The following is a 13,581-nucleotide window of genomic DNA, read 5'->3' as shown; positions in this document are numbered from 1 at the left end:
TAAATACTCCTATCACTGGGTAAATAACTCCAATAGCCCCAAAACACTTATATGTTTTCGGGCATATAAAATTACATGATAAAAGTATTCTTAAACTGGGTACAAAAAACTAAGCCCCATATTAAAAGTGAAACGGGACTGCTACTTTTTGTTCCCACTATCAAATTGACAGTTTATTTAAGAATACCTTGCCGCATATTTATTAACTCCTTGTATAATACTGAATCTAATTATATTCCTTAACCCTTTATTTGTCAAGCCCTTTTTAGCATTATTGACAAGAGTATCTTCCTGCATTTCTTTGATCTGGTTCTGCATATTGGTGAGTTCTTCCGTCATGGAATCAATCTTTTTCTCCAGTCCATCCACATAGCTGCATATCTCAAATACATCGTTTGCCTGCTCTTTCATGGCATTTTTCTTTAATAAGTCGAGAAGTTCTCTTATGACCTCCTCATTGGTAAGTGTTTTTCCTGCTTCCATATCCATTCTGTTTCCTCCATTCTGTAAATGGGGCAGCCTTGGCCGCCCCTGTACTCTGATTACTGATTATCGAAAGGGCGTCGCCTCTTTGTCCTTCTCTTTATCGGGATTGCCATGATGTTTCTCTGCACTCTCTCTTGCATTTTCGTTGCTCTTATCCTTTGCTTTCTCATATTCAGAGATAATCTCATTATAGAGTTTTTCCCTGAAATCCTTTGTGACCGGATAGCAGACATCCTGGTAGATTGGCTTGCCCTGCTCGTCCACCTGCTTTGTCTTATAAGAAGGCATTGATACAAAGATTTTCTCTTTGCCCTGCACGATATTGATGTTATTTACGATGAAACTGTTTTCAAAATAAATGCGTGCAAGTCCCTTGATGTTACTACCTTCCCTCTCATAAGGTGTTACAGTTACGGAAAACTCCGGCATTTCCTGTGTACGCTCCTGCTTCTGTGTCTCCTCTTTCTCCGGTTCCTTAATTCTTGCATAGGCATCAAGGATATTGGTATAGAGTTCCTCTCGAAACTCTGCTGTGATAGGATTGCACACATCCTTATAGATCACACCGTTGCTTTCATCACGCTCATTGGAGCGGTATCTTGGCATTGATACAAAAAGCTCTCCCTTATCCTTATTCTCAAGGATTGCAATATTGGTAATCTTAAATGAATCACCAAATACTACTGTTGCAAATCCTTTGATGTTGCTGCCCTCTTTTGCTCTTACTTCGTTTACTTTAATTGAATACTTCATATGCTATTCCTCGCTTTCTTTTTGTTCTTTGTTTTGCTCCGGTATGATAAGCTCACACCAAAGCTGTTCTATCTGTTCACAAGACAATCTGCCATTAAGCCAGTTGCCAAGTGTAACGACCATTCCATCCTGCTCGTAATAGAGCCACTCCTGTGTTTCAATGTTCCCCTCATACACGATAGTCACATCAAAATCAGGCATAAATAATCCTTCCTCTGCATCCCATACACAGGCTATTCCCTGTCTGAGTGTCAGATTCAGGCTTTCGACATACACAGACCAGCCGCTTACGACTATCTGAAAGTCATCATCAATCTCAGCAATATCATCCTCGATGTCAATTAGCTCTTCCATTTCTGCTACTGCCTCTTCTATCTCACCTAATCGGTATCTCTTATTCATCCATCACCGCCTCCTTATAAATGCACCTGACCACAAAACGCATGGTTCCTTTCTGGGAACAGGTAAAAAGAGTTAATTCTTTTTCTGTACCCTGTGTCTTGATGCTGTTATCATACGGATTTACTACCTCTGTCTCTATTACCTCATAGATATGCTTCAGCCCATTTTTGTCGGTTATCATTACTTCATCACCTATGGATATCTGACTTAGTGGTGTAAAAAATGTGCCATATCTGCTGCCATTATGACCGCACAATACACAGTTGCCACTTTCTCCGATTCCTGCAGTCTCTTCTATATGACCAATCCCTGCATTAAGCACTTTACTTGTGGTTCCTTCCATTACCGGATACCTGATATCTAAGCCCGGTATCTCAATGATGCCGATAACACCGCCTTCTTTAAGAATGGCTTCATCCTCTTTACTAATGGAGGTTTGCTCTTCCTCCACATCTGTTTCTTCATCGTAATCATCCTCCAATGTCTGCTCAAATTCACTTATGAGCTGTTCTGTCTGTTTTTCTCCGGTTGTCCGCCAGAAAAAAGGGACTGCCATAATGGCAATCCCTGCTGCAATCAGTAGTCCTGCGACCACTTTTCTTATGCTCATATTATTCACTCTCCTATCGTGTTCTGCCCTCTCTGTCGGCTGGATAAGCACCTTTATCCTCTGCTACAATTGCTGCAGATTCCATTCTGTCATCAGCTTCTCTTTCTTCCTCCGGTCCGCTCAGGTCTGCATCCACAGCCTTTGCGTTCTCAAGGTCAAGCTGGGCATTCAGTTTACACTGCCTAGCCAGCTTTTCTTCCAGTTCCTTGCTGTACGCAAATGGCTTGTCATACTCTGCCTTTGATGCTTCAAGGTCATTCTGGTACTGCTCAATCTTCTTTTCAAAGAAATCAATGTTCTCATGGAGTCCATTGAACAGGTTTTCCAGCTTCACCATGCTGCCGACAGGACTTGTGGAAAGCTCTGCTTTATACTCTGTCTTTCCACGAAGCACCATATAATTGATGCCAAGGAAGTTCTTTTCCACAAGCAGCTCAAATCCGTGGAATTTACCGATTACAGTTGTCTCTCCGGTCTTACATTTACTGATTGCTTCAAGCATCATCGTTCCGCCATCCACACGCTCTGTGTAAGTTACTTTGCCTATGGTAATGGCAAATTCCGGATTATCAATCAGCTCTTTATCCCTTGCCTTTACATCCTCTCTTACATTGGCAAGCTTTTCTGTTGCTGTCTTAATCAGCTTCGGATACTTAATCATAAAGTTATCCTGCAAGCCATATCTCTGATTGTCATAGGATGCCTTTAAGAGCTTTAATCTCTGGACATCATTGTCAATCTCCATCTTTTCCTTGATTAAAGGATTGCCTGTGGCAACCGCTTTAATCTCTGCATAGGAAAGTGTTGCCTCGTCGATATCCTCACAGCTTCGGCTTACAGCCTTGCTTGTCATGACCTGACTGATGAATCGCTGCTTATTTTCAACAAGCGACCAGTTGTATGCATCAAATGTCCCTTTGGTGACATATCTGTAGATTGCCACCTCTTCATTTTCATTACCCTGTCGTATGCCTCGTCCTTCCCTCTGTTCAATAGAAGAAGGCTTCCAAGGGCAATCCACATGATGCATTGCAACAAGGTGTGTCTGCACATTGACACCTGTTCCACACTTGTCCGTTGAACCGATAAGAACCTTCTTTTTACCTGTCCTCATCTCCTTAAAAAGTGCGTCCCTTTGTGCATCCGTCTTGGCATCATGAATAAAAGCTATCTCATCTGCCGGAATACCATACTGGATCAGTGTTTCTTTCAGATAATCGTAGATGGTAAAGTCCTTATCTGGTCCCGGTGTGCCGATGTCCGAAAAAATAAGCTGGCAGCCTATATGACCATCAGCATTTCCTTTCTCATATTCTTTCCATACATTCTCCGCTACCTTATTGAGTTTTCCATCCGGATTGTTCGGCGCATCCTTATCAATCAGTCTGGCATCCGTTCCAAGAAGTCTTGCCTCATGGGTAATCTTTAGAAAGTTATCCACGCTTGGATCAACTCCACCGCCTCTGATACGCTCTGCCCTCACAACAAAGTCTTCCATGACCTGCTTCACATACCAGTCAGGCTCCGACTCCACTATAATAGGCTTGCCGCCACGGAGAGCTGGCACATCAAGGTCAAGCATGTCTGCGGTCTGCACATCTGCTACCTCACGGAAGATATTCATAAGCTCCGGCAGATTCGTAAACTTATTAAATCTGCTCTTAAAACGAAATCCGCTTCCCTCTACAGTAAGCTCAAGTGCTGTTGTCACTTCACCAAAGTTTGCTGCCCAAGAATCAAAGTGATAAATCCCCATCTCTTCAAGTGCCGCTTTCTGTAAGTAAAGCTGCATGACATACATCTCACACATCGTATTGCTGATCGGTGTACCTGTCGCAAACACAATGCCTCTGCCATCATTTATCTCTGATAGGTACTGGCATTTAAGCTGCATATCCGTTGACTTCTTAGCTCCGCTACTGCTGATACCTGACACATTATTCATCTTGGAAAAAATCGCAAGGTTCTTAAAATTATGTGCTTCGTCTACCATAATAGAATCTACACCCAGTTCCTCAAAGGTAATAAGGTCATCCTTCCTGCTCTCATCTGACAAGGATTTCAGCTGTTCCTCCAGTTTTTTCTTCTGGCTTTCCATCTGCTTTACAGTCCATCGCTCTCCGTTACGCTCCTTCATCTCATCAATCGCATAGCTGATTTCATCAATCTGCTCGTTAAGCATTCGCTCCTTTCTCTCTGCGGAGATTGGGATTTTCTCAAACTGTGAGTGTGACATGATGATACAGTCATAGTCACCAGTTGCAATCCTTGATACGAACTGCTTTCTGCGGCTTTTTTCAAAATCACGCTCCGTGGCAACTAAGATATTTGCTGACGGATAAAGCCTTAAAAACTCTGATGCCGTCTGACCGATAAGCGGCTTTGGTACAACCATGATTGTCTTATTGGCAAGTCCAAGTCTCTTCTGCTCCATGCAGGCAGCCATCATCTCAAATGACTTTCCGGCACCGACACAGTGTGCCAGCAGAGTATTTCCCCCAAGAAGAATTCTTGCCACCGCATTTTTCTGGTGTGGCTTTAACTCAATCGCCGGATTCATTCCCGGAAACTGTAAGTGACTTCCGTCATACTCACGCAGGCGGATGTTATTAAATGTCTCGTTGTAATACTCCACATATTTCTGTCTTCGCTCCGGCTCTGCAAACAGCCACTCCTTGAACTTCTCCTTGATCATGTTCTGCTTTTCCCTTGCAAGCATTGTCTCATTCTTATTGACTTCGTAATGATACCTGCCATCACCGTCATCAATCCTGTCCCTGACTGTTACTGTCTTTAGATTCAGCGTATCCTCAAAAATAGAATAAGCATCCATGCGGCTTGTACCATAGGTCTTAGTAGCCGCCACTGAATGCTTATCCATGCTTTTATTCTCGATGAACCATTCCATGCTCATCTTATTTAAGTGTACCTGAATGCCTGTATTGTAAAACTGGCTTCTGACTGCCCTTGCCCGTCTTGGTGTATTGAGAAGCTCATAGATAAACTGCTCATAATCAAGCGGCTCAATCCATGTCGTGCCAATCTTTACATCAATATCCGAGGCTTCAATCCACTCCGGCTGTACCTTTTCAAGTGCTGCCACATTGCCTGCAAATTTTTCTGCCTGCGGATTGCCTGTATCCGCTGCCATAGCCTTTGCTACACGAAGCTTGTCTCTCACATTGCCGGAAAGATACTCGTCTGCCGTCTCCCAGCCGATGTCGGGATTGTTCTCGTTGTAGCGGTCGGGATTTAGGAAAATCAATCCATCCAGCTCTTCCACAAGAACTGCCCTTCTAAGCTCTGCCAAAGCATCATCACTAAATGTTATCTCATCAGCTGTCTGCCCGGACTTTTCTGCAAGTTCTTCCTTTACATTAGTAATATCCGGCTCATAGATAGAGAGCATATAGGCAAGATTTACATATCCAAATTCATTGACGGATACATTCAATGCTTCCACAGCAGTCTCAACCCTGTCTATGACAGTCTTTGCCTTAATCGTCTGCTTATAAAACATATCCGCTTTTTTCACCTCCCCGTCTTCATTTACTTCTTCAAGACTGCAAAGAAGTGGGTAATCGCTGTCATCTCTGAAAGCTATTCTGTTTGCTTTTGAAGTAATGGCTCCATACTGCTTTACGAAGGCATCATATTTTACATTAAGAAGTCTCTGCTTATCAGAAAGCTCCTCCTCGCTGCAGCCATCCATCTGGATATCAATCAGATCTCTTGTTATCTGTCTGATTTCATCAAGGCTTCTGATTCGCTCCTCGGCAGTCTGTGATACTTCTTTTCTTACCATCTCGGAATTTTCCCTGTAATAGAGTTTTCCTTCAAAAAATGTGTAAGTGTAGTTTCTCACATCCGGATCAGCCGGGATAACTTCCTCCGTCTGCTCCGCCTCATCTGCCACTCTCTCAAAATCTGTCATCTGGGCTTTGATATTACCGATAGCTTTGTTTAATGCTTCATAAATATTGAAGTTCTCATCATCATTCACGCAGACTGTGTATCTGCTGTCCTGTCCGTAAATCCTTGTGTCATATTCCATAGATCCAAGCATCATTTCCGGATGCTCTGCAAAATAAGAGTTGACTGCAATGCCATTCTCAGTTACACCAAGGTGTACCCAGTCCGGCTCAATATCAATCTTTCTCTCCCTTTTCTGCAAAAACAGGATATCTGCTGTCACTTCGGTTCCTGCATTATCTTTAAATGCAGTATTCGGAAGTCTTATCGCTCCCACAAGCTCTGCTCTTTCAGCCAGATACTTTCGGATAGTAGGATTTGCCTTATCAAGTGTTCCCTTTGTGGTAATCACCGCAACCATGCCTCCCGGTCTTACCTGATCAAGTGCTTTTGCCAGAAAATAATCGTGGATACGGAAGTTATACTTGTTGTACTTCGGATCAAAAACCTTATAATCACCAAATGGCACATTTCCGACAACTACATCAAAGAAGTTATCCGGATATGTGGTATTCTCAAATCCTGTGATACTGATATTGGCATTCTGATAAAGCTGCTTTGCAATTCTTCCCGAAATGCTGTCAAGCTCCACCCCATACAGCTTACTTCTCTGCATAGGTGCCGGCATACTCCCAAAGAAGTTACCGATACCCATAGATGGTTCTAATACATTGCCGCCTCTGAAACCAAACTGGACAAGTGCCGAGTTCATGCACATGGCAATCTCCGGTGAAGTATAAAAGGCATTGTTTACTGTTGCCCTAGCTGCAGCATACTCTTCATCCGATAACATCTCTTTGAGTTCTTTGTACTCTTTGCTCCAGCCTGCGTTTTCCTCGTCAAATGCCTGTGACAGTCCGCCCCATCCGACAAACTTCGACAAGGTTTTCTGTTCCTCCGGTGTTGCAAGCCTGTTTTCTGATTCAATCTGCTTTAAAGTACGAATTGCATCCATATTCCACTGATATCTGGTCTTGGCACCGCCTTTTTCCATTTCCCAGAGATTGTAATGGAAGTTGTGCTTCGTCTGCCCGGCAACATTCTTCTCATTTTCAAGACTTTCTACTTGCTGTACTGGTTCCTGCTTTGGTGTAAAATCTACAGTTTCCTGTGATTCTGTATCAGCCTGAATATCATCCACAGATACTGATACCACATCATCTGAAACTACATGTCCATTCTCATCAATCTTGGTTTCCCATCCATTCGCTATTGCTCTTTCCCTGGTTTCAAGACGATTAGCTTTTACACTATCCTCGATGTCAAAGAATCTCTTATAGACCGGATTCATCTTATCCCTGTCAGCCTTCTGCTTTATCTCTTGATAATACTTTTTCTGGTCTTCTCCGCAGTAAAATGGCTGTTTTACCATATAGGATAAAATCTCATATAACTCACGCCAGTCGAGAGCACCTTCCTTACGCACACCATTCCTGTTCTTATAGCTGATCTTCACATATCCACTTCTGATTGAGTACTCCACAAGACCATACTTATTGTTGGAATATGCCTTTCTTTCTGCATTATCTGTCCCTAATGCAATATCCCTGATAAGGTCAAGTTTATTGGGCATAAATGCAAAATCAGACTGCACCACATCCATAAGGAATGCCCTAAACGGAGTGTAGCAGCTGCAATCTGTTACAAGAATCTCCGCCGCATCACGCAGGTCTTCATCAAGCTCTGCAATACGCTTGGCATAATCAATCGGTGTAATATACTGAAGCTCTGATGGATCTTTTTCAGTTGTTTCAGCTTCTATCTCTGCACCATATTCTGCCTGTGTTACCATGCGGTCTTCATCGGCAGTTTCCTGTGGTGTCATGCCTTTTGCACTTACATAATCTCTGTTAGAAGCATAGCTCTCCGGCTCATCCGGTATTGCATAATCATCAATCTCTGATTCTGCCTCCTCCGGTTCCACTTCCCGGTATTCGGCATCAATGACCTCATCATCCTCACGGAGTCCGTCCATCGCAAGCTCATCAATACGAGGTGTCTCAGGCTGGTATTCCCCTGTAAGAATAAGGACACCAAGCTCTTTTTCGATATCTTTCCACGAAACATATCCTTCAACCTCTCCATCCTCATCTCGCCACTGAAAACGCAGTCCATTCCCATGAAATGTGTCATATCCGTGCAGTCCCAGTCCGTCAACCGGCCAGCCTGCACCTCCCTGACCATATTCTGCTTTGATACGCTTTGCCCTGGTTCCTGCATCAATCTCAGTTTCAAAAATCTTGCATACCCTGCCCTTGCCACCGATAAAACCTGTACCTCTCATAAGCACCTGTTTGATATACTCACTTGGTACTGTTGCAGACTTTTTGGGATTCAGGTAATTGTATTTACCTGCTAATGCAGCTTTTCTGTCCTGCTCGAACTGACGCATAAACTGATTATTGTTTTCGTCCTCAGTATGAATAGTGCCAATGCTTGCCTGCCCATTCTGGTCGAAAAAAAAGGAAGCCTGTGTATATTCGGCTTCCTTACTAACACCCAATGAATTGATTTCATCAAGTTCCCTATTCAGTTCTGTATCATCTGATTCTAGTGGAATCGCATCACTATCTGATTCAGTACCACTTCCTCTGCCTGCATCTTCGCCTGCTCTCTTATCTTCCACATCTCCATTGTCGATGACGGATTCTGTGGCTTGTGCTTCGCCAGATACTGCATCTCCAGCTGGTCGTACAGCTGGTTCGCTTCCTCCTCTACCGCTGACATCTTCTCGTACATCTTCCCGAATCTCATCAGTGTCTTGTATCTTGCCGGCTCGTTCTCCTTTAGATAGTTCATCGCCATCCTTCCGTATTTGCCCAGCTTCGTGAGATCCTCCGTCTCGTCCGGCATCTCTATCTGCGGATAAAGCAGTCCGTCCACTTCCTTGTAAGTCATTTCTTCTAACATATCCAATTCTCCTTTCGCTCTCGATTGCCTTTAAGTTACGACTAAATTCTCTAAGAACACTACAGGAGACATCGCATACAATGGAACCAAGACGGTAAATGATCTCTTCGTCTTTGATATTTACGATCTGACTAAAATCCTGTTCTTGCACAGATAAGTCAAATCCGCATCTCGTCCCTACAGCATACATGACACTTGCATATACAAGCTGCTCCATGTCCATTTCCTGCTGTAAGCCATTGCGTTTCTTACTTTCTTCCTTTATCACACTACCTGATAGCTGCATAAGCTCGGTCATTCGGTCTCCGAACTCTTCTTTTATTATAAGCCAAACATCTGTTCTTGTAAACTGTTTTAATATATTTTTTAGAGACTCCCTGTCGCTGTTATCGTACTGCTCAATCTGACCTTCTGACACAAGAAAATCCACATAATCCTTAAGATTTTCTCCCTCAAGGTCCCATGTCAGTTTGACATTCTTCCCTCCGGTATCACTGATATCAAAGATATATCTCATGCGTGGATTCAGTGCCCTTGATGGGAAGATAGCACAGCCTTTCGCACCACGCTTTACATATCTTCCCACCTTTTTCCAGGTATCATAATCTGCCATGAGTGTGCTTTTTTCCGGAGGTCTCTGAGCTGTTACCATAACGATATTGTCAAATTCATAGCGGTATAACTGACCTGCGACCTTTAACACATCCTTCCAGTTCTTTTCTGATCTGGTGATGTTACCAATTTCAGAATCGTATATCGCTTTGACCTTCATATCAACGCCCATACCTTTGTCCTCCTCTACTTAAACATCTCTGCAAACAATCCCTTAAATAGCTTTAACTCATCCTTATCCAGCTCGATTGCAAATTCATTGTCGATTGCCTGTTTTTCGCATTTATCCTTTTTCTTTGCAATCTTACGCACCACACGAAGAATCACATAGCACTCCTTGGACTTTGCAATGCTCTGTTTAAAGGTCAGCTCATCCTCATCGACTGACTTCTGTGTCTGATAGATAATCTCTTTTAACTTATCATTGATACCATCTACTTCCTCAAGGGAAATAATAACGGATGCCTTAGAAGCACCCGATCTGTCCCACTCCTTATGAAGTTCCTTTACTAAAAACTCCATGTTATTAATTACTGTTGTTGAATCACTTTTCATCTTGCTTTTCCTCCGTTTTCTTTTAATGAAGAAGGGAGCTGACCTTCGCTGATAGGCGCAAAATCTACTCCCTTCATGTCCTCTGCTCCAAGGACTATCTGCTCTGCATAATACATATCCATTGCCTTATTGATGGCATCGTCAAGCGACTCTGCCTTTACTTTCTGTACTCGTGAAAGCACTTCTTTTATCTCAACATCAAATTCCTGTTCCATATGATATCGCCTCCTGTAAAAATCTCTTCACCGGCACTTTTCTTCCTTTACCTGTCTTTCCTTAAAGCCCTTATCGTACTTTCCATCTTCCAGCCTGTCGTAAAAACAATCCTCTTCAATCGTTCCGAAATCCTCATACATCTGGTGAAGGAAGTCATTCTGCAGCTTCTTTGGTACATCATCATCCTTTGACATATCCTGAAAAAAATAGAACTTCTGCTTTAGCTTTGCCCTGTAATCATAGATATCCTCTATCTTTTCCGGTTTGCCATACTCCCTCTTGTATGCCTTGAAATTCGTGGTTGAGAGTGTGGAACCAAGATAAATGCCATGCTCCCAAGATACCCCGATTGTGGTATTGTCCTTTGTAGGCTTCTCATCCTTCGGATAACGCTTATACTCTGTCGCACCAAGGGCGATTGTAAGAGAACCTGACTTCATATCCATCACCACAAGATTTCTTGGTGATAATGCTTCAAGCACCATGTAATCATGGTCATTGAAGTTATGAAATGTCTGTCCCCTTTCAAATGAGCGGTTCTCCATTTCATAATGCAGGTTAAAATCATCCACCCAGCCCTTATCGGTCATTCCAATCTCCTTAAGCTTTGCAACACATTCATAAGAACTGGCTTCTTTATCAAACCGAAATTCTTTGGAATCGTTATAAAATCCCTGAAGAAAGTGTCCCAGCTGAATATCATCCAGACAGAATCTCGCAGATACCGTTACATTTGCTGCCCTGTAATACTCTGTGAAGTTATCTGGTTTACCAAGCGTCCTTCCAAGCTGCAACAAATTTTCTGCAAGCTCTGACATATCATCAATTGCTATAAAACTCTTATAATCATCCAGAGTCATCAGCATATTTGTCTCTGTTCCCCTGTCGTTTTCTGTTACCAGTATCATATCTTTTAAATCCATTCTTACCTCCAGTCTCAGAGAGGGACTATGCCCTCTCTGCAAATTTCCTGTTATGGTCTTCCTATCACAACAATCTTTCCTGTGCTTGCCACATCCCTGTAGACCACACCAAGACTTTCATTAAGTGCCTCTACCACCTTGCCATTTCCGACATATACTGCCACATGGCTGATGTTCTTATATCTTCCATTGCTTGTAAAACTGTAAAAGATAAGGTCTCCCGGCTGTAACTCATCAAAGGAGACAGTCTTTCCGGCTTCATCAAGTCCCTGTGCCTCCGCTGCCGCTGTGGTTGCACCGCCATAACTAATATCCACGCCTGCATCTTTCCATGAATAATAGGCTAAGGAACTGCAGTCATAATAGTTACCGCTGTCTCTTAAATCCTGACTATAAGGAAAACCAACTCTGTGTAGTGCATAGGAGCAGACTGTTTTCTGCCTGCTGTCTGTAATTTCGTTTAGGATGGCATTGATTTCATCCTCAGTCATGGAGCTTACTCCCGGACTGCCGCCTCCACCTCCACTTCCGCTTCCGGCATATCCAAGCTGTCCCATAAACTCAGGACTCATGATCTGCTCAAGCATTTCCACCTGATCAGAATTAAATCCATAGACCGAAATCATATCCCTGTACGATTTTAGTGTGACATTCACATACAGAACCGACTTCGTGACAGTAGTTACATTACCGTCTGCATCTGTTTCTTCCACATCTTTTGTTCCTGTGCTTGTGGTGTATGAACACATATCATTTACAACTGCCTGCAGCCAGCCTTTTGAAGTATCATTCATGACTGTTGCAGTATCTCCGACACCATGCTTGACCATATAGACAGCCATGATGTCATAGTAATTGCTTGGGTTTTCTTCCATACCTTCATAGTCCACATATACAAGCTCTCCAAGGTCATATCCGGTATGCTCATTCACTTTCGTATTCACATCCCGGTTAAATTCCTGCACATAAGCACTCGTTACTGTCTGCACGGTATCTCCTGATTCAAGTGGTGGCAGAAATAAAGCAAATGGAGAATTGTAAAGGATTGCTATCGCCGCAATAACCGGAACCGCAATCATGGCAACTACAAGAACAAGTAATAAAAGCACCAGTCCGACAATCGGTGCCGCTGCCTTTACCCAGGTAATCGCTTTTCGCACAATCAGATCCTTTACCAGCTTTGCCACGCTGTCTGTCTGATTCTCCTGTGCTTTCATCTTATCCAGAAAGAATTTTATCTTCCTGCTCCGGTTGGTCATCTTTTCATCCTTGACCTCTATGGACACACCTGCTGCATATCCAGCTGCTATGCCAATTGCAGTACCAACTCCCGGTGCAACCGCTGTTCCTGCCGCTGTAGCAGCTGTCTTTGAAGCAGTTTTCGCTGCAACCTTGGCAGTAGTCTTGGCTGTTTCTTTTGCCGTCTCTTTAGCTACGGTTTTGGCAGTATCTTTGGCAGCTTTCTTTGCTGTCTTTTTTGCCAGCTTCTTTCCTGCATCTACCTTCTTGATTCGCTTCTTTGCCTCGGCTGCCGCCTTTTTCCTGAAAAGTGCTGCACCCTTGGAAGCAGTTCCGGTAACAGGTCGGCTTGCTTCATATGCAAGATATGCTGCCTGCGATACCTCCTGACCACCTTCCACATGCTCCGTTACTGCCCCGGCTGCAAGTGCACCTGTTCTTCCTGCAATGTGAAGATTCGTGTTCTTGGTCTTGATGGAAGTGTTAGATTCTCTATAGTTTCGCTTAAATCTTGATAATCCTTTATTCTTCGACTCTGACTGATGAATGGTACTCTTGCGATATGACTTCTTTCTATCCGTATTAGTTACCTTTGCACCAGCTGTCTTAGGACCTCTCTCTACTGTATAGATGTTACTCCCCTTAATCTTGGCTCCCTTCGGTTCGTGGGCATGAATCTTGGCTTTCTCCTTGGTGTGAATGACCATCGGTTTGTCATCAACCTTTCTAATTTTCAATTTTCTCACCTCCTACTTTGAAAAATAAAATAAGCCGCTAGGGAGCAAAAATTACTCCTTAACGGCTATGTAAAATCATTCAATATTCAATTATTAAAAGCAACATGAAACTGAAATTTTACTTTTCCTTATATTCATCTGGTATTGCTATTTGAAATGTTTCACA

Annotated in this window: 9 protein-coding genes and 1 pseudogene; all 10 read right to left on the bottom strand. The window is 43.1% G+C overall.

The features are described from left to right. Nucleotides 1-252: 252 nt before the first annotated feature. Nucleotides 253-489, bottom strand: a pseudogene (locus DWX29_RS11685) (DUF6674 family protein); the annotation flags it as partial. 60 nt (nucleotides 490-549) lie between these two features. Further along, nucleotides 550-1,239, bottom strand: a complete 690-nt coding sequence (locus tag DWX29_RS11680; RefSeq protein WP_117477954.1) for a SpoVG family protein — start codon at nucleotides 1,237-1,239, stop codon at nucleotides 550-552. 3 nt (nucleotides 1,240-1,242) lie between these two features. Beyond that, nucleotides 1,243-1,641: a hypothetical protein gene (locus DWX29_RS11675; protein ID WP_117477953.1), complete on the bottom strand. Its 399-nt coding sequence runs from the start codon at nucleotides 1,639-1,641 to the stop codon at nucleotides 1,243-1,245. After that, nucleotides 1,634-2,251 carry a class D sortase gene (locus DWX29_RS11670; RefSeq protein ID WP_117477952.1) on the bottom strand — a complete coding sequence of 206 codons (618 nt, stop codon included), beginning with the start codon at nucleotides 2,249-2,251 and terminating at the stop codon, nucleotides 1,634-1,636. The genes DWX29_RS11675 and DWX29_RS11670 overlap by 8 nt, the downstream gene beginning before the upstream one ends. Nucleotides 2,252-2,264: 13 nt before the next feature. Further along, the gene (locus DWX29_RS13150; RefSeq protein WP_330414028.1) at nucleotides 2,265-8,849 is read right to left on the bottom strand and encodes a helicase-related protein; all 6,585 of its coding nucleotides are present in this window, start codon (nucleotides 8,847-8,849) and stop codon (nucleotides 2,265-2,267) included. Beyond that, nucleotides 8,774-9,133, bottom strand: a complete 360-nt coding sequence (locus DWX29_RS12985; protein ID WP_106492170.1) for a TnpV protein — start codon at nucleotides 9,131-9,133, stop codon at nucleotides 8,774-8,776. Before DWX29_RS12985 ends, DWX29_RS13150 begins: the two co-directional genes overlap by 76 nt. A 798-nt stretch (nucleotides 9,134-9,931) precedes the next feature. Next, nucleotides 9,932-10,300, bottom strand: coding sequence for a hypothetical protein (locus tag DWX29_RS11660; RefSeq protein WP_118263265.1), 369 nt, complete (start codon nucleotides 10,298-10,300; stop codon nucleotides 9,932-9,934). Further along, nucleotides 10,297-10,515 (bottom strand): DpnD/PcfM family protein, encoded by a 219-nt coding sequence (locus DWX29_RS11655; RefSeq protein ID WP_004611546.1) that lies wholly within the window; start codon nucleotides 10,513-10,515, stop codon nucleotides 10,297-10,299. Before DWX29_RS11655 ends, DWX29_RS11660 begins: the two co-directional genes overlap by 4 nt. 27 nt (nucleotides 10,516-10,542) lie before the next feature. Next, a complete protein-coding gene (locus tag DWX29_RS11650; protein ID WP_118565921.1) occupies nucleotides 10,543-11,439 on the bottom strand; it encodes a hypothetical protein in 897 nt (298 codons plus the stop codon). 50 nt (nucleotides 11,440-11,489) lie between these two features. Continuing rightward, nucleotides 11,490-13,424, bottom strand: coding sequence for an NlpC/P60 family protein (locus DWX29_RS11645; RefSeq protein ID WP_333491329.1), 1,935 nt, complete (start codon nucleotides 13,422-13,424; stop codon nucleotides 11,490-11,492). Nucleotides 13,425-13,581 lie beyond the last annotated feature (157 nt).

Origin of the sequence: Eubacterium sp. AF19-12LB (assembly GCF_003479125.1) — a bacterium.
Taxonomy (GTDB): Bacteria; Bacillota; Clostridia; order Lachnospirales; family Lachnospiraceae; genus Eubacterium_U; species Eubacterium_U album.
The sequence above is the reverse complement of the archived record's forward strand: the minus strand, read 5'-3'. Positions and strand labels throughout refer to the sequence as shown.